This window comes from Thiobacillus sp., from assembly GCA_024235835.1.
Taxonomy (GTDB): domain Bacteria; phylum Pseudomonadota; class Gammaproteobacteria; order Burkholderiales; family Thiobacillaceae; genus PFJX01.
Window position 1 is genome coordinate 118,021 of the sequence record JACKLQ010000004.1, and the last position, 16,064, is coordinate 134,084.

Genomic DNA, 16,064 nt, shown 5'->3' on the forward strand with positions numbered 1-16,064 from the left:
TCTCCTGGTTCAATGGCTGTGATGGGCAAACAGGCTCACCACCTGCACGGTGGCGACGCCCAGGCCCAACAGCGTCAGTTGGGCGGCGGCGTCCTTGAAGCGGCGATGGCGGTGGAGTTCGGGCACCAGGTCCGCCACGGCGATGTAGATGAAGCTGGCGGCGGCCACGACGATGACGTAGGGCACCACCGCCTGGGTGCTGCCCAGGGCGGCGTAGCCGGCCACGCCGCCCAGCACCATGGCTCCGCCGGACAGGGCATTGAGGGCCAGGGCCCGGGACTTGCTCAGACCCGCGTTGAGCAGCACCATGAAATCGCCGATCTCCTGGGGAAGTTCGTGGGCCAGGATGGCGATGGCTGTGGTCCAGCCCAGGGCCGGCTCCACCAGGAAGGCGGCGGCGATGAGCACGCCGTCCACGAAGTTGTGCAGGCCATCCCCCAGCACGATCATGGACACCTGGGGCGGATGCACGTGTTTCCCTTGGCCGTGGTTGTGGTCGTGGCGCCAGAGAGCGGCCTTTTCAAGGAGGAAGAAGACCACCACGCCCGCCAGCAGGAGTTGGCCCACCAATCCTGGTTCCAGACCCATCTCCACCGCTTCCGGCACCAGGTCGGTGAACGCAAAGGCCAGCAGCACGCCCACGGCGTAGGCCACCATCCGGTCGGCGAAGCGGGGCAGCCAGGTCAGGGCCAGGGTGGCGGCCATCAACACGGACAGCACACCGCCCAGCAAAGTGGACAAAACAATCAGGAACAGGGTCATGGAAGGGGCTGGCAAGGCCTAATAATGCAACTCTGTTGCACTATAGCCCCACCCTCCAACTCAAGCAACCAAGTTGCGTTATATACCGCAGTCCGGGCAAAGGCCCCGCAGGGTCAGTTCCGCATGGTCGCAACGAAAACCCGGCGGCAGGGTGAAGGCAAAGACGGGACGAAGGTCGTCCAGGCAATACAGCCGGCCGCAGCGGCTGCATTGGAAGTGGGCATGCTCGTGGGCGCCGGCATGCCCGTGCTTGTCCGCGGCCAGTGCATTGAAGCGCCACACCCGGTCCTCACCGGCGATCCTGTGGGCCAGGCCCCTTTCCACAAGCCAGTCCAGCACCCGGTAGAGGGTTACCCGATCCATCCCCACGCCAGCCTCCCGGGCCGCAGCGGCGATATCCGTATGGGTAAGGGCCGTAGACGTGGCCAGCAGGATTCCAAGCACGGCCAGCCGTGCTGCCGTGGGGCGCTCCCCAACACCATTCAGCAGGACCTCGGCCGGCGTTTCGCGTGGGGATTTCGCCGGCCTGGGGCGGGTGGCTAGGTTGATCGGCATATGCAACAGTGTAGCAAAAGTCCAAGCCCTTGGTCCCACCCGGGTTTTGATTGTCAAAAGTCAATGCCGCGTCCTGACGGTTTTCCGAAAATGCGTCCACGCAAAACCTACAAGGAGGCAGCATGACCCGTATTTCTCAATACCTTACCGACGACCATGAACACTGTGACGCACTGTTCGCCGAGGCGGAAAATGCCGTTGCCAAGTCTGACTGGCCCCAGGCAGGAGAACTGTTCCAGGCCTTCCGCAATGACACCTTGCGCCATTTCACTCGTGAAGAAGAGGTGGTTTTCCCCGCCTTTGAAAACCGCACCGGCATGAGTGGCGGACCCACCTTCGTCATGCGCGAGGAGCACGACCAGATGCGGGACACGTTCACAGCCATGGACCAGGCATTGGAAAAGAAAGATGCCCAGGGCTACCTGGGGCTCTCCGAAACCCTGCTCATGCTCATGCGGCAGCACAACATGAAGGAAGAAAACATTCTCTATCCCATGCTGGACCAGGCCCTTGCCGGAGAGGCGGAGAGCCTGCTGGCGGGCATGGAGGCCGGCAACCTGGCCAATGCGGTTTGATGAAGGTCAATGCGGTCCTGACCCAGGACCGGAAGAATATTAGCCAACCATGATTTATCTACAAACCCAATCAAAGGAGTTGTCATGAGCTTGCAGAAAATCTTTGAAAAGAACGAGAACCTGGCCGTTGCTTTCATCTTTGCCCTGTTCATCATCAGCCACTTCGGCCTGCTCTATCTGCTGCGTGCGGTCTGAGGCATCGCCAGGCCTTGCAGCCCATCCCACTGCCGCCTGAACCAACGCCGGCACCTCGATGAGCACCGAGGTTCTGGTGGATGGGCGATGGCTGGAGCCCCCGGAGCCCCTGGAGCGCGTGGTGCTGGCGCTGGACATGTTGCGCCCGGGTCAGACCCTGCGCCTGCTCATCCACCGTGAGCCCGTTTTTCTGTACCCGATCCTATGGGAAAAGGGCTTCGGCCATACCACGCGCCCTCTGGAGGACGGCTGCTTTGAAGTACTGATCGAACCCCTAGCAAAACCTGCCTGATGGAACCAGTCTGATGGCCGGCCCCGGTTTGTCCTACGACCAGGCGCCGCCTTTTGGCACCCCCCTGCGCCTGTTCCTCGTGGCGCCCATGTTCCTAATCCTGGCTGCCCTGCTGGCCATGTTCGCCCCGGATGCCTGGCTGGCCAGCCGCTGGACACCATCGAGCCTGGCCCTCACACACCTGCTCACCCTGGGCTACCTGGGGACCACCATGGTGGGTGCCCTGCTGCAGATGCTGCCCGTGGTGGTGGGCTCGCCGGTGCCCTACGCCGAGCCCATCGGCTGGCTGGCCATAATTGGGATCAGCTTTGGCACCCTGCTGCTGGTGACGGGCTTCCTGGTCGGGGACCCCACCCTGCTTATGTTGGCCACAGTGTTCTTGTCGATCGGACTCGTCCCTTTCCTGGCAGGCACATTGCTCAGCCTTATCCGCGCCCGGGCCCTGCCCCAAGTGGCCTGGCCCATGCGCCAGGCCTGGCTGGCCCTGGCAGTCACCTTTGCCCTGGGCGTGGTCCTGGCTACAGGATTGGCGGGCCTTTGGAACACGCCCGATCTCCTGAGTCTCACCGGCCTGCACGCCGCCTGGGGGCTGGGGGGATGGGTGCTGGTGCTGGTCATCGGGGTGGCCTACCAGGTGGTGCCCATGCTGCAACTCACGCCACCCTATGCAAAGGGCATCACCCTCGCCCTAACCTGGTCCCTGCCCATCGCTCTGATGGTGTTCACGCTGGCCTGGTTCCTGCCCTCGCCCGCCGCCCGAGGCGTGGAGGCCCTGGCCCTGCTGGTGGGCATGGGCGCCAACCTGGCCTTTGCCCTGGCCACCCTCAAGCTGCAAGGCCAGCGGCGCCGCAAGATGCCGGACGTGACACTGGATTTCTGGCGCCTGGGCATGGCCAGCCTGATCGGCGTAGCCGTCCTCTTCCCCGCCGCCATCATCGAAGCCAACCCCTGGCGCGACGCCACCCAGATTCTCCTTGGCCTGCTCTTCCTGCTGGGCTTCGCCGCCTCGGTGGTGAACGGCATGCTCTACAAGATCGTGCCCTTCCTTGGCTGGTTCCACCTCCAGGCCCAGACCAAGGCCGGCGCCGGCAAGATTCCCAACATGAAGCAGTTCATCAGCAACGATGCTGCGAGGTGGCATTTCAGGCTGCACCTGGCCGCCGTGGTCCTGCTGTTGCCCACACCCTGGCTGCCGCCTCAGCTTGCGCTAGCTGGATTGGCGCTGCTGGTCGTCAGCGGTTTGGCGTTGGAGATGAACCTCCGCAGGGCCAGAAAAATCTTCCTAAGTCATGGCGGGCGACATTAGCCGTAAATGCACAACAACACTGTTGTGCAACGTTTTTGTTGTGATATTTTGGCGGCAATCAATGGGAGGCTGCCATGACCTCTCAGACCGCTACTGGCCGATTCGTGTAGCCTTCGATGCCTACTTACATGGCGAGGCAAGGCTGATGGATGTAAATCCTGAAGTGCGCAGTGCAGCAAAGCGAATCTTTGATTGGCTTGACGCACCCCGCCGCATTGCCGGCTCCCAGACAGACAAAAGCAAACCGAGACGTCAGCGTAGTCCTCAGTAACGAGTCACTGAGGCTTGCATATTTCAGTGGCTCGTCCCCGCCGACAGCCGGGTCTTGTTCCACACGTTGTACTTGCCCACCGGGCGCTTCATGGGCAGGCGCTTGATCTCCTTGAAGGTCTTGGCGTCGTAGACGATCACGGCACCGTCCATCTCCCACAGGGACACCAGAGCGTACTTGCCGTAGCGGTCGAACTCCACGTGGGTGGCGGTCTTGCCCGGTTCCGGCTTCAGGTCCGCCACCACTTCCAGGGTGCGCTTGTCGATGACGTGCATGACCTCCCGGTTCTTGCCGAAGAACACGTCGGCCCAGGCGTAGGGGGTGTTCTCGTGGCTGCGCAGGAAGAAGCCGGGGCCCTTGGTGGGGATGATCTTGAGGGTTTTCCACGTCTTCATGTCGATGACCTGGATGTGGCCGTCCTTCAGGTTGGGTGAGGCCATGACCGGGTGGACCACGCCCTTTTCATCGGTCCAGTCCCAGGTGATGCCGGAGCCCAGGTGGGGCATGCCGGGAATATCCAGGTCGGCGATCTTGCGGCCCGCGCCCAGGTGGACGACCTCGCCCTTGGGGTTGTCCCGGGAGGCGCCCATGAGGTACTTGTAGTCCTGGTCGAAGAAGAAGTCGTCCAGGATCTGGTCCGTGGCGATCTGCCGCACCGGCAGGGGGCCCGGCTCGGGGATGGCCTCCTTGAGCTGGTAGTCGTGCACCAGGCCTTTGTAGACAGGCCGGCCGTCGTAGGGAATCTCCCACACCTCCGGAATGTCCTTGAGGGCCGCGATGAAGCTGGCGCGGGGCCGTGCGTCATACACGGCGGATACCCGGGAGCTTTTTCCATTGGCCGCCACCACGGGAATCACCTTCACCAGGGACAGGTCCTTGCCGCTGAGGGCCACCAGGGTGTGGGGCAGGTAGTTGGCCACCATGACGTACCGGCCGTCGCTGGACACGGCCACGTTGCGGGTGTTGATGCCGGCGCGGATCTCCGCCACCACCTTCAGGTTCCACAGGTCGTACTTGGTGATCCAGCCGTCCCGGCTGGCCCAGTAGACGAAGCGGCCGTCCGACGTGAACTTGGGTCCGCCGTGCAGGGCGTAGCGGGTCTGGAAGCGGTGGAAGGGCTCCATGACATCGCCGTCCAGCACGCTGATGTGGTGGTCGCCATGCTCCACCACCAGGGTGACGTTGGTGGGGTCCGCCTTGAACACGGGCTTGGCGGGCAGGCCCACGTTCTCCGCGTTGACGATGTGGGAGGCCTTGATGTCGTCGGCATCCCACTTGGGCGGAATCTTGTTGGGGGTATAGATCCAGGCGGCCAGGGCCTGAATCTCCTCCGGCTTGAGGATGTCCTTGAAGCCCGGCATCTGGGTGGCAGGCAAGCCCTCGGCGATGGCCTTCGCCGCCATGGGTTTCTTCAACCGCGCCAGGGATTCCGGCAGCAGGGTGGGCCCCATGCCCCCCAGGCGGTTGGGGGCGTGGCAGGAGAGGCAATGGGTTTCGTAGAGCTTCTCGGGGTCGGGGTCGGGGTCGGGGGCGGCCTGGGCGGGGCTGATGATAGCCAGACAAAGGGCCGCCATCATTGCCCAAGAGCTTGCCAAGTGCGCCTTTCCCCTTTGCAATAGGGGGAATGAGGGGGATTTGACGGGGTGATTCTTGGCAAACGCCGCTGGAATCCCCCCTAGCCCCCCTTTAAAAAAGGGGGGGATGAAAGCGTGACTGTTCAGGACATCGGGGTTCATGCGCAGGACTCCATGCATAGGGGTTGGGTGACGCCCACTTCCTCGTCCGCCAGATAGCAGCCCGGGTCTTCCGCCCAGAAGTCGCCGGTGGTCTGCCAGGCCCGCACCCGGGTGTTGCCGTTGCAGATGGCCAGGTGGCGGCATTGGGCGCAGCGGCCGCCCACGGGGCGGGGGGACTGCTTCAGGCCGGCCATGAGGGGGTCGGAGGTGTCGGCCCAGATTTCGCCGAAGGGGCGCTGGCGCACGTTGCCCAGGGGGTAGTTCCACCACATGGTGTCCGGGTGCACGTCGCCGATGTTGTCGATGTTGGCCACGTTCACGCCGCTGGCGTTGCCGCCCCACTGCACCAGCTTGCCCCGTATGTGCTCGTATTGCTCGGGGAAGCGGGAGGCCACCCAGTGCAGCAGGTAGACGCCGTCCGCGTCGTTGTTGCCGGTAACGAATTCCCTGGGCCGGCCCGCCTGCACGTGGCGCCAGCAGCGGTCCAGCAGCAGGTCCATGGCGGCGCGGGTGGTGCGGAAGTGGGCGTCGTCGATATCCACCACCCCCACGCTCACTGGAGTTCGCTGCCCCCCGAGGGGGTGCGCGTCCGGCTTGAGGCGGCTCGGCGCCAGACGCGCCCTGTTCTTGTTGCCCCGCCCGGCATAGTTCAGGTGGGACAGGTAGAACTTGTCGATGGACTCCGCTTCCATCAAATCCAGCAGGGCCGGGAAGTCGTGGGCGTTTTCCTGGGCGAGGGTGAAGCGGATCCCCACCTTGGCACCCGCCTCCCGGCACAGTCGCACGCCCTTCAGGGCGGCGTCGAAGGCGCCCTCCTTGCGGCGGAAGCGGTCGTGGGTCTCTTTGATGCCATCCAGGCTGATGCCCACGTAGTCAAAGCCCGTGGCGGCGATGGCCTGGACGTTCTCTTCGTTCACCAGGGTGCCGTTGCTGGACAGGCCCACGTAGAAGCCCATCTCCTTGGCGCGCCGGCCGATGTCGAAGATGTCCGGCCGCAGCAGGGGCTCGCCGCCGGAGAGGATGAGCACCGGCACCCGGGCGGCCTTCAGGTCGTCCATGGCACGGAAGACTTCCTCCGTGGACAGCTCGCCGGGGAAGTCCTTGTCGGCGGAGATGGAGTAGCAGTGCTTGCAGGTGAGGTTGCAGCGCCGCACCAGGTTCCAGATCACCACCGGGCCAGGCGGGTTGCGATGAGGCCCCACGGGGGTGGGACTGAGGAGTTCCTGCATGAACTGGGTAACGCGAAACATGGACTACCTCCAATATCCGTCATGTCGGAGCTGATCCGGCATCCAGGCCAAGACCTGGATTCCCGCCTGCGCGGGAATGACGCGAATGCAAAATCTACTCATCCGTTCATCCTCCTATGCGCAGGCCGGTCTTTTTCAGGATGCGGCTGCTGTAGAGGATGTCGTGGTGATGGCAGGCCTTGCCCAGGGCCTGGCTTATCTCGGCCACATAGCCGAGCACTTCCTGGCGATCGTGGCCATGGACCATGGCGAACAGGTTGAAGGGCCACTGGGGCAGGCAGCGTGGACGGCGGTAGCAGTGGCTGACGAAGTCCAGACGACCGACGCGCTCGCCCAGCTCGTCCACCAGGGCATCGTCAACATCCCACACGGTCATGCCATTGGCCTTGTAACCCAGGGCATAGTGGTTGGGCACGGCGCCGATGCGGCGGATGGCCCTGGTGGCCACCATGGCCCGCAGCCGTTCCATGAGCTCTGTCGCCGTGATGCCCAGCTGTACGGCCACGGCCTGGTAAGGTTCCGGAACCAGGGGCAGCCCCGCCTGGGTGGCCTGGATGATGCGCTGGTCCAGGTCGTCGATGGCGAATTCCATCGTGCTCATGCCTTCAGTTTCAGTTCCACGAAATACTCCTGCTCCTTCGGGAAACGGTAGATGGGATAGCCGGTGATCTTCTCGATGTAACTGAAAGCCGCCTCCACCTTTTCCGGGGACTCGGCGGCCCCCACGAACCACATGTTCAGGCGGTGTTCGCGGCGGTAGTTGTGGGCGATCTCCGGCTGCTGGTTGACGAACTGGGCAATGCGGTCGAAGTCGGCGTTGGGCACGGACATGGCGGCCAGCACGTTGGCGCCGCCGAAGCGGTCTGCGTTGTACAGGGGGCCGAAGCGGGTCAGCACCTTGTCCTCCAGCAGTCGCTGGAGGCGGGCGATAAGTTCCCCCTCCTCAAGGCCCAGATTGCGGGCGGCCACGGCGTAGGGATGCTCGCAGACGGGGAAGCCGCCCTGGAGGCCGTTGATGATGCGGCGGTCCACCTCGTCCAGCACGGCAGCGGGCTTCTCCGCCCGCTCCGTTCGTTCCATGACCAGGACGCTCATCCGCTATGCCTCAGGCCGCTTTGGGCAGGCTGGAGTAACGGGCGCCGCACTGCTTGAAGCGGCGGCGGGAAAACAGGGGCTGGCAGCGTACGTCTTCCAAGTCCAGGGTGTGGCGGAGATGTTCACGAAGCTGGTCCACCTGATCCAGCACGGCTGCCCGGTCCTTGCCGTGGACCATGGAGAACAGGTTGTACGGCCAGTCCGGCAGGCGGCGGGGGCGCTGGTAGCACAGGGTCACGCCGGCCTGGGCCGCCAGCAGCCGCCCGGCCTCGGCGACACGGGCATCGGGGATGTCCCATACCACCATGGCGTTGGCGGTATAGCCAAGTTCGCGGTGCCGCACCACCACGCCAAAGCGGCGGATGACAGACAGGGCCAGCAGCCGCTCCAAACGAGCCATGAAGGCCACCTCGCCCATGCCACAACGGGCGGCCAGGCTGGCGTAGGGCCGGGAGATGAGCTCCAGGCCATTTTCCAGGACGGTGGCCACGGTGTAGTCGGCGGACTCCAGTTGACCTCGCAAGACGGCGGTATCCACGGGGCTGCCGGCGGCATCCTGGTGGGGGCCGCGGCCCGCCGGCCTGCCCCCCAGCTCAAAGCCCAGGTCGATGTGGTAGTCCGCCACCATGGGCAGATCCAGGGGTTTCAATCCCGTGGCGCGATGAATCTCGGCCAACACCTCATCCACCCGCTCCCGGCCGGGAGCCGCGGCCACGAACCACAGGTTGTAGGCATGCTCCCGCTCGTAGTTGTGGTTCACCTCGGGAAAGCAGTCTATAGCCCGGGCCACCTCTTCCAGGCGCTCGGGGGGGCAGGCCACCGCCGCCAGGGTGCTCCAGCCCAGCACGTGGGGACGGAACACGGCCCCCACGCGGGATACATGACCCCGTTGCTTCAGGCTGGCCAGGCGATCCAGAACGGTGGTTTCATCACAGTCCAGGCATTTCGCCAGTTCGGCGTAGGGTCGGGGCACGAGGGGAAATCCCCGCTGCCAATCGTTGAGCAAGCGGAACTCTAGATCAGACAGATCGTGCTGGAGTTTCATAGTCCGAACCTGTGGGCGCGGGAGGTGAAAAAGATGCCGCTGGGGGCCTCGGCGGGCAGTTCCTTGAGCTTGGCGAAGCTGGCGGTGTCGTACACCTCCAGGCGGTTGGCGTCCCGTACGGACAGCCACACGTGCTCACCCCGTGGCGTGAACTCCATGTGCAGCACGGCCTTGCCGGGCTTCATTTCGTGCACGATCTTTTGTGACGGCACGTCGATGACCTGCACCCTGTCGTAGTTGGGGAAGGCGAAGTTGACCCACAAGCGACGGCCGTCAGGCTGGGCCATGACGAATACCGGCTGGCCGGCCACAGGGATCACGCCCACCTGTTTCCAGGTGGACACGTCCACGATCACCACTTCATGGCGGCCGACGCCGGGAATGAAGGCCAGGTTGCCTACCATGGCCCAGGTCTCCAGGTGGGGCATCTTGTACACCGGCAGTTTTTCCTCGCCCCGGCCGTAGTCCGGCAGGGCCCGCTTCACACCGGCTTCCAGGTTCCAGGTGTCCAGCACGGCGATGCCGTTCTCGCCGTAAAGGCCGGCCACGTACCAGCGGCCGTCCGGGGAGATGAGGGCGTCGTAGGGCTGGGTGCCGATGTTGTGGAAGATGCTTATCCTGGGTTTCCTGGGGTCTTCGGCAAGATCCGCCACCCAGATCTCGCCCTTGTCCCACAGGCTGAAGGCGAAGCGGTTTCCCGGCACGTCCTCCAGGCCGATAACCTTGGATTCCGTGGGAATGTCCGCCACCAGGTCCAGGGTCCCAGCGTCGAAGATTTTCACGCCGCCGGGGGTGTAGTTGGCGGCGGCGATGAAGCGGCCGTCCTGGGAAATGGCGCCGCCGATGGAATTGCCGGACTGGATGACGCGCTTGGCCACCGTGCCGGTGAGCAAGTCCACCTTGGTGAGTCCTCCGTCCCGGCCGAACACGTAGGCGTACCGCGCATCCCGGGAGAACACGGCGGAGGCGTGGGAGAGGTCCCCCAGGCCCTCGATGCGGCCCAGGCTGGCAAGCTTGCTGGTGTCCAGCCATTGCAGGCTGCCCTTGGCCCGTTCCACGGCGATGCCCAGGTCGCCGGTGCCCCGCAGGGGGCCGCTGCCCGCCGGGTCCGAGGCCTGGGCCAACAGCGGCAGGCACAGCGCGAAGAGGGAAACGAATTTCTTGAGAGTCATTCGGGAAATCCTTGTTGCAGGTTCTGTACGATCCAGCGGGTTTCCGCCTCCGTGAGGAAGGGCTCCCAGCCGGGCATGGCGGTGCCGGGAATGCCATGGCGGATGGCCGCCTCCAGGCTTTCCGCGGGTTTCTCACGCATGGCCTGGGCGGTAAGGGGCGAACCCAGGCCGCCGGTGAGGCGCAGGCCGTGGCAGAAGCCGCATTCCTGCCGCACCATGTGGACGAGTTCCTGCTGCCGTGCCGGGGAGGGTGCAGAAGCGCTTGCGTGGGCTGCGGCGGGGGTCACCAGGGAGGAGACAGCCAGGGCGGCCAGGGCCGCCAGTAACGTGAAGCCGGTGCCCGTGAGCATCAGCCACCAGCCGGAGGGTGCCGGTCCCATGGAGACCTCGGGCTGCGTGGTGCGGCAGGATCGGCTTCCTGTCTCAGATCGAGTTGCTTGCATCGTTCACTCCTGTCCGGTTCGCGGGCCGCCCTCGTTGGAAGACGGCCGGGGAACCCGGCCACCCGCAAGGGTGGCCGAGCCGTTCAAGCAGCCATCAATACACGTCGTGCACGGTGTTGTAGACGTTGAACTTGCCGGTGGGGGTAACCAGGCGCTTGTCCTTGATCACGGCCTTCAGCTTGCGGGTCTTGTCGTCCATCACCACCAGGGCGGACTCGCCGGTCTTCGGGCCCCAGACAGAGAACCACACTTCATCACCCTTCATGTTGTACTCGGGGTGGGTGACGCGACCTTCGCTGATGCCGGCCAGCTTGGCGATGTTGATCACGTGGGCGGGCTTGTCCAGGTTCTTCAGGTCAAAGACGGAGATGGACTGGCGCAGTTCGGCTTCCGGGCTCAGGGCCGCATCCACCCAAAGGTTCTTGGACTTGGGATGGGTCTTGATGAACAGGCTGCCGTTGCCATGGTTCTTCAGGGTGCGCACCACCTTCCAGGCATTGGCCTTATGCCGCTTGGGATCGGTACCGATCACCGCCACGGTATCGTCGCCCAGGTGGCCAGTGGCCCAGACGGGACCGTACTTGGTGTCGTTCCAGTTGGCACCGCGGCCCGGGTGGGGCTTGGAGCCCACCTTGACGTTGGCGGCCAGTTTGCCTTCCTTGGTATCCACCACCGACACGGTGTTGCGCATGTTGGCGGCCACCAGGAAGTAGCGCTTGGAAGAGTCCCAGCCGCCGTCATGCAGGAAGCGCTCGGCCTCGATCTCGGTGGTCTTCAGGTTCTTCAGGTCGGAGTAATCCACCAGCAGCACCTTGCCGGTCTCCTTCACGTTCACCACGAACTCGGGCTTGATGTGGGAGGAGACGATGGAGGCCACGCGGGGTTCCGGATGGTATTCCTGCTCGTCGTAGGTGTAGCCCCGGGTGGACATCACCTTCTTGGGCTCCAGGGTGAAGCCGTCCATCAGCACATAGGCGGGCGGCCAGTAGGTGCCGGCGATGGCGATCTTGTCGTCAAACCCCTTGTACTTGGAGGTGTCGATGGAGCGGGCGTCGGAACCGGTGCGGATGGTGGCCACGGTGGTGGGGGTTTCCATCCACAGGTCGATCAGGTTGATGAGACCGTCGCGGCCGGTGGTGTACAGGTAGCGGCCGGACTTGGAGATGCGGGAGATGTGCACCGCGAAGCCCGTCTTCAGGATGGTGACGATCTTCTTGCTGTCGCCGTCGACAAGGGCCAGTTCGCCCGAATCCCGCAGGGTCACCGCGAACAGGTTGTTCAGGTTCAGCTTGTTCATCTGCTTGGTGGGCCGCTTCTCGGGCGGGACCAGCATCTTCCAGGACGCGCGGATCTCCTTCATGCCCCACTCCGGCGGCTGGGGAGCCGGATGCTGGATGTAGCGGGCCATGAGATCGATTTCTTTCTCATTCAGCTCGTTGGATGTGCCGAAACCGGGCATGCCGCCGGGGGTGCCGTAGTTCACGAACACCTTCAGGCTTTCGGTGCCCAGCTGCTGCATGGGGCCGGGCAAAAGGGCCTTGCCGGTGGCGCCCTTGCGCAGCACGCCGTGGCAGCCGGCGCAACGGTCGAAGTAGATCTGGCGGGCGGAATCAAATTCCGCCTTGCTCATGGGTGGCGCCTTGGGGTCGGTGGACTGATACATCTCCAACCCCGCCAAACTGGAGCCGCCCCCCTGCTCGTAGGTAGTGCTGGGAGTGTTGGTCTCGCTCGTGCGATCCGCCGCCCACGCAAATGAAACCGCCAGCGGCAAGACCGCCAGAGTCAAACCACGCAATACTTTCTTCATCACACTGCCCTCCAAGAAACATGGCTGGAAAAAACCCGCATCGGGTTGAGGGGAACGATACGACCAGGGTACAGGGGGTCAACATTGACCTTTGTCAATCTAAGGATATGTAAATCTAGTTTTGGTTGATTTAAGTCAAACGCATTAGTCGGGTATCTCGCCAACATCCGCCGCAACATTAATCGGAACGGAGATGGTCATGATCCAACCCGTAGAACTCGCCAATTTCTTCACCGTCTTCTTCAGCGCCGCGTCGGTCATCATGTTTGGCGCCACCTATGCCCTGCTGTTCGCCTATGCCCGGATCAGAAATCGTCCCGGGCTGATGCCCTTGGCCTACTTGGCCTATGTGGGCCTGTTCGCCGCCGTTTTGGTGCTGGCCTTCGCCGCCAACCTGTTCACCAACGGCTTCTGGACCTTCATCGTCCTGCTCATGCTGGTCGGTTATTTCGCTGCTCCCCATGGCATCTGGCACCTCTGCGTGCGGACCCACGAGCATGAACTGGAGGATGAAGGCTCCCCCATCAAGGTTTATCAACAGCGGTAACAGGAGGCATAGCCATGTCACAGACGCAGACGTTGTGGTGGGCATCCGAATCCTTTTGGCGAAAGACTGCCATCTGGGTGACGGGTGGCTCGTTCATCATCCTCATCTTCCTCACCTTCGACACCATGTCGTACATCACGGCGGGCGGTAAGCAGGTGCCCGGGTATTCCATCATCAACAAGCAGGTGGATTACCAGTTCAACGAGGAGCAGAACCGCTACCTGCCGGTCATCGGTCCGGACGAGCCCCTGTTCGGCAAGATGCTCACCGAGGAGGAAGCCGAGGCCCTGGTGTCCAAGGGCAAGCTCACCACCCAGGCGAAGAACTGCATGGAATGCCACACCCTGCTGGGCAACGGCGCCTACTTCGCGCCGGACCTGACCAAGGCCTGGCTGGACCCGGCCTGGGGCTCCAAGGAGGTGCGCGAGGAAAGCATGGTGGCCTTCCTCATGGACCCCAGCGACAAGCTGCATAACGCCGTGGGCCGCCGCATGCCCCGCCTGGGCATCACCGAGGAAGAGGCCCGCGCCACGGTGGCCTTCCTGAAGTGGATGAGCGCCATCAACACCCTGGGCTTCCCCCATAACTTCAAGGCCATGGATCAGTCCGACCCCGAGCCGGCCGCCCCCGCCGCGGAAGCCGCGCCCATGGAAACCGCGCCCGCGGCGGATGCCCCCGCCGCGCCCGACGCCGCCCCGGCCCAACAATAAGGAGCACACAAAATGGCAGCGCTAGGAATCTTCAGTACCGCCAACCTGAACGGCGGCCAGAAACTGGCCATGAAGTACTTCACCGTCTCGTTGGCGCTGTTCGGCGCCCAGGTCCTGTTCGGGATGCTGGCGGGTCTGCAATACCTTTATCCGGACTTCCTCTACGAAGTGGTGGATTTCTCGGTCAACCGTACCCTGCACGTCAACGCCCTGGTGGTGTGGTTGCTGTATGGCTTCATCGGCGGGGTCTACTGGGTCCTGGAAGAGGAGGCCGGCGTCCCGGTAGTGGGGCTTGGCCTGGGGAACCTGATCTTCTGGATCCTCACCTCGGCCGTGGTGGTGGTCGTCCTGGTGTACCTGCTGGTCCAGGTGGGCCCCGCGGAGATGAGCACCATCTGGCTCATCAACGAAGGCCGTGAGTACATCGAGGCGCCGCGCTGGGCCGACATCGGCATCGTGGTCTCCGTGTTGACCTTCTTCTTCAACGTGGTCGCCACCTTCTCCAAGGGCAAGTACACCGGCATCGGCGGCGTACTGGTCATGGACCTGCTGGCCCTGTTCGGCCTGTACCTGGCCGGCATGTTCTACACCCCCAACATCTCCGTGGACCAGTTCTGGTGGTGGTGGGTGATCCACCTGTGGGTGGAGGCCACCTGGGAAGTGCTGGTGGGCTGCATCATGGCCTACATGCTGATCGTCACCCTGGGCGTGCGCCGCAAGATCGTGGAAACCTGGCTGTACATCGAGGTCGCCCTCATGTTCGGTTCCGGCATCCTGGGTCTGGGCCACCACTACTTCTGGATCGGCACGCCTGACTACTGGCTGACCATCGGCGGCTTCTTCTCCGCCCTGGAACCCATCCCCCTGGTGGCCATGGTGGTGCATGCGACGTTCGACGCCGGCGTGCACAAGCTGAAGAGCACCAATCACCCCGCCCTGGGCTGGACCATCGCCCAGGCCTTCGGCAACTTCTTCGGCGCCGGCGTCTGGGGCTTCATGCACACCCTGCCCCAGATCAACCTGTACACCCACGGCACCCAGTGGTCCGCCTCCCACGGCCACCTGGCCTTCTTCGGCGCCTACTCCACGGCGGTGATCGGCTTCTTCTACCTGGCTGCCCAGAAGTCCCGGGGCAACGTGTGGATGAGCGCCCATTTCGCCGGTAACTGGAAGTGGAAGTGGGCCATGGCCCTGCTCTGGATCGGCATGATCGGCATGACCATGGGCATGCTGGTGGCCGGCTACGAGCAGTCCCAGATCGAGCGCGCCATCGAGGGTTCCACCTGGATGGGCTACTTCGCCGCCCAGGCCCACCCCTGGTTCGTGCAGGGCATGAAGTGGCGCATGATCTCCGGCTGGGCCTTCACCCTGGGCTACCTGCTCCTGGTTTGGGACCTGCTCACCATCGGCAAGGGCGAAACCCGTCCCTCCGCCGTGCACGAGCACGCCGCGTAACGAGTCCCCTCTCCTTAGACTCCTTCGGGTCTCGCCGCCGACGCAAGTCGGCGGTTTTTTTTCGTCTGGCGCCCACACCGCCGTCGTGGGTGGCCTGCCAGCATGTAACACTTCGCTCCCCGGGTTTCGGTAAGCTAGTCATACACGCGCAAAACCGGAGGTACGACATGCACGAATCCCACCACATCCTGGACATCAAGAAAAAGCAGGTGGAGACCAACCTGGGCTCCCTGTCCCAACAAGTCAAGAACGCCATCGCCGAGGCCATGAATTGCCTGACGAGCCATGACCTTTCCTACTGCGACAGGCTGGTGCGGAACGACCTCAACCTCAACGAGCTCCGCCGCATCATCGAACAGGACTGCCTTGTGGCCATCGCCTCCCAGCAGCCGGTGGCTAACGACCTGCGGGATATCGTCGCCGACATGCGCATCGCCGCGGAACTGGAACGCATGGGGGACTATGCCAGCGACATCGCCTCCAGCATCCTGCGCATGGACGAGGCCGGCCTGGAAAGCGTGGGCCTGGAGCATGTCCTGGACATGTCCCTGGCGTGCCGGCAGATGCTGATGGACGCAATGCAGGCCCACAAGGCCGGCGACACTGCCCTGGCCCGCCAGGTCGGTGCCATGGACGACGCGCTGGATGGCCGGATGTCCGCCATGGTAACCCTGGTCCTGGACGCCATGCGCGGGAACCCCGCCCTGGTGAACAACGGTTCCCGCATGCTGTGGATCGCCCACAATCTGGAACGCTGCGGCGACCGGGCCACCAATATCGCCGAGCAGGTGGTGTTCCGGGTGGAAGGCACCATCGAGGAACTGGACTAGGTCCGGGTGCGCAAGCCA

General features: G+C 63.8%; 17 protein-coding genes. 7 read left to right on the plus strand and 10 right to left on the minus strand.

The window, feature by feature from the left end:
• Positions 1-9: 9 nt before the first annotated feature.
• The gene (locus H6935_16115; protein MCP5279859.1) at positions 10-762 is read right to left on the minus strand and encodes a ZIP family metal transporter; all 753 of its coding nucleotides are present in this window, start codon (positions 760-762) and stop codon (positions 10-12) included.
• 78 nt (positions 763-840) lie between these two features.
• A complete protein-coding gene (locus H6935_16120) occupies positions 841-1,317 on the minus strand; it encodes a transcriptional repressor (GenBank protein MCP5279860.1) in 477 nt (158 codons plus the stop codon).
• A 122-nt stretch (positions 1,318-1,439) separates the two neighbouring features.
• On the opposite strand from H6935_16120, the gene H6935_16125 reads away from it, so the two are divergent.
• From H6935_16125 to H6935_16135, 3 genes are all read left to right on the plus strand, one after another.
• The gene (locus tag H6935_16125) at positions 1,440-1,892 is read left to right on the plus strand and encodes a hemerythrin domain-containing protein (GenBank protein ID MCP5279861.1); all 453 of its coding nucleotides are present in this window, start codon (positions 1,440-1,442) and stop codon (positions 1,890-1,892) included.
• A 253-nt stretch (positions 1,893-2,145) separates the two neighbouring features.
• Entirely contained in the window at positions 2,146-2,379 is a 234-nt protein-coding gene (locus H6935_16130; GenBank protein ID MCP5279862.1) for a DUF2249 domain-containing protein, read from the plus strand.
• Between the two features lie 13 nt (positions 2,380-2,392).
• On the plus strand, positions 2,393-3,685 hold the full coding sequence (locus tag H6935_16135) for a hypothetical protein (protein MCP5279863.1): 1,293 nt from the start codon (positions 2,393-2,395) through the stop codon (positions 3,683-3,685).
• Between the two features lie 294 nt (positions 3,686-3,979).
• Here the strand turns inward: H6935_16135 and H6935_16140 are convergent, their stop codons facing one another.
• The 8 genes from H6935_16140 to H6935_16175 all read right to left on the minus strand — a co-directional run bounded on the left by H6935_16140 (position 3,980) and on the right by H6935_16175 (position 12,504).
• Positions 3,980-5,533, minus strand: coding sequence for a c-type cytochrome (locus tag H6935_16140; protein MCP5279864.1), 1,554 nt, complete (start codon positions 5,531-5,533; stop codon positions 3,980-3,982).
• Positions 5,534-5,688: 155 nt separating this feature from the next.
• Complete coding sequence (locus tag H6935_16145) at positions 5,689-6,942, minus strand: radical SAM/SPASM domain-containing protein (protein ID MCP5279865.1); 1,254 nt, start codon at positions 6,940-6,942, stop codon at positions 5,689-5,691.
• Positions 6,943-7,048: 106 nt separating this feature from the next.
• Positions 7,049-7,534: an Lrp/AsnC family transcriptional regulator gene (locus H6935_16150; GenBank protein ID MCP5279866.1), complete on the minus strand. Its 486-nt coding sequence runs from the start codon at positions 7,532-7,534 to the stop codon at positions 7,049-7,051.
• A 5-nt stretch (positions 7,535-7,539) separates the two neighbouring features.
• On the minus strand, positions 7,540-8,022 hold the full coding sequence (locus H6935_16155; GenBank protein MCP5279867.1) for an Lrp/AsnC family transcriptional regulator: 483 nt from the start codon (positions 8,020-8,022) through the stop codon (positions 7,540-7,542).
• A 25-nt stretch (positions 8,023-8,047) separates the two neighbouring features.
• Positions 8,048-9,064, minus strand: a complete 1,017-nt coding sequence (locus H6935_16160) for an Lrp/AsnC family transcriptional regulator (GenBank protein MCP5279868.1) — start codon at positions 9,062-9,064, stop codon at positions 8,048-8,050.
• Positions 9,065-9,078: 14 nt separating this feature from the next.
• Positions 9,079-10,254 (minus strand): protein nirF, encoded by a 1,176-nt coding sequence (locus H6935_16165; GenBank protein MCP5279869.1) that lies wholly within the window; start codon positions 10,252-10,254, stop codon positions 9,079-9,081.
• On the minus strand, positions 10,251-10,634 hold the full coding sequence (locus H6935_16170; protein ID MCP5279870.1) for a cytochrome c: 384 nt from the start codon (positions 10,632-10,634) through the stop codon (positions 10,251-10,253). The genes H6935_16165 and H6935_16170 overlap by 4 nt, the downstream gene beginning before the upstream one ends.
• Positions 10,635-10,791: 157 nt before the next feature.
• Complete coding sequence (locus H6935_16175) at positions 10,792-12,504, minus strand: c-type cytochrome (GenBank protein ID MCP5279871.1); 1,713 nt, start codon at positions 12,502-12,504, stop codon at positions 10,792-10,794.
• Positions 12,505-12,703: 199 nt separating this feature from the next.
• On the opposite strand from H6935_16175, the gene H6935_16180 reads away from it, so the two are divergent.
• The 4 genes from H6935_16180 to phoU all read left to right on the plus strand — a co-directional run bounded on the left by H6935_16180 (position 12,704) and on the right by phoU (position 16,046).
• Entirely contained in the window at positions 12,704-13,051 is a 348-nt protein-coding gene (locus H6935_16180) for a hypothetical protein (GenBank protein ID MCP5279872.1), read from the plus strand.
• Positions 13,052-13,065: 14 nt separating this feature from the next.
• A complete protein-coding gene (locus tag H6935_16185; GenBank protein MCP5279873.1) occupies positions 13,066-13,761 on the plus strand; it encodes a cytochrome c in 696 nt (231 codons plus the stop codon).
• A 12-nt stretch (positions 13,762-13,773) separates the two neighbouring features.
• On the plus strand, positions 13,774-15,216 hold the full coding sequence (locus tag H6935_16190; protein MCP5279874.1) for a cbb3-type cytochrome c oxidase subunit I: 1,443 nt from the start codon (positions 13,774-13,776) through the stop codon (positions 15,214-15,216).
• Positions 15,217-15,383: 167 nt separating this feature from the next.
• Positions 15,384-16,046, plus strand: coding sequence for a phosphate signaling complex protein PhoU (phoU, locus tag H6935_16195; GenBank protein MCP5279875.1), 663 nt, complete (start codon positions 15,384-15,386; stop codon positions 16,044-16,046).
• Positions 16,047-16,064 lie beyond the last annotated feature (18 nt).

What these genes read in the sequence shown, in the direction of transcription:
- H6935_16115 (MCP5279859.1), bottom strand. Translation starts at nt 762, where the DNA reads ATGACCCTGTTCCTGATTGTTTTGTCCACTTTGCTGGGCGGTGTGCTG.
- H6935_16175 (MCP5279871.1), bottom strand. Translation starts at nt 12,504, where the DNA reads ATGAAGAAAGTATTGCGTGGTTTGACTCTGGCGGTCTTGCCGCTGGCG.
- H6935_16170 (MCP5279870.1), bottom strand. Translation starts at nt 10,634, where the DNA reads ATGGGACCGGCACCCTCCGGCTGGTGGCTGATGCTCACGGGCACCGGC.
- H6935_16145 (MCP5279865.1), bottom strand. Translation starts at nt 6,942, where the DNA reads ATGTTTCGCGTTACCCAGTTCATGCAGGAACTCCTCAGTCCCACCCCC.
- H6935_16185 (MCP5279873.1), top strand. Translation starts at nt 13,066, where the DNA reads ATGTCACAGACGCAGACGTTGTGGTGGGCATCCGAATCCTTTTGGCGA.
- H6935_16155 (MCP5279867.1), bottom strand. Translation starts at nt 8,022, where the DNA reads ATGGAACGAACGGAGCGGGCGGAGAAGCCCGCTGCCGTGCTGGACGAG.
- H6935_16130 (MCP5279862.1), top strand. Translation starts at nt 2,146, where the DNA reads ATGAGCACCGAGGTTCTGGTGGATGGGCGATGGCTGGAGCCCCCGGAG.
- H6935_16190 (MCP5279874.1), top strand. Translation starts at nt 13,774, where the DNA reads ATGGCAGCGCTAGGAATCTTCAGTACCGCCAACCTGAACGGCGGCCAG.
- H6935_16150 (MCP5279866.1), bottom strand. Translation starts at nt 7,534, where the DNA reads ATGGAATTCGCCATCGACGACCTGGACCAGCGCATCATCCAGGCCACC.
- H6935_16140 (MCP5279864.1), bottom strand. Translation starts at nt 5,533, where the DNA reads ATGATGGCGGCCCTTTGTCTGGCTATCATCAGCCCCGCCCAGGCCGCC.
- phoU (MCP5279875.1), top strand. Translation starts at nt 15,384, where the DNA reads ATGCACGAATCCCACCACATCCTGGACATCAAGAAAAAGCAGGTGGAG.
- H6935_16135 (MCP5279863.1), top strand. Translation starts at nt 2,393, where the DNA reads ATGGCCGGCCCCGGTTTGTCCTACGACCAGGCGCCGCCTTTTGGCACC.
- H6935_16120 (MCP5279860.1), bottom strand. Translation starts at nt 1,317, where the DNA reads ATGCCGATCAACCTAGCCACCCGCCCCAGGCCGGCGAAATCCCCACGC.
- H6935_16125 (MCP5279861.1), top strand. Translation starts at nt 1,440, where the DNA reads ATGACCCGTATTTCTCAATACCTTACCGACGACCATGAACACTGTGAC.
- H6935_16180 (MCP5279872.1), top strand. Translation starts at nt 12,704, where the DNA reads ATGATCCAACCCGTAGAACTCGCCAATTTCTTCACCGTCTTCTTCAGC.
- H6935_16165 (MCP5279869.1), bottom strand. Translation starts at nt 10,254, where the DNA reads ATGACTCTCAAGAAATTCGTTTCCCTCTTCGCGCTGTGCCTGCCGCTG.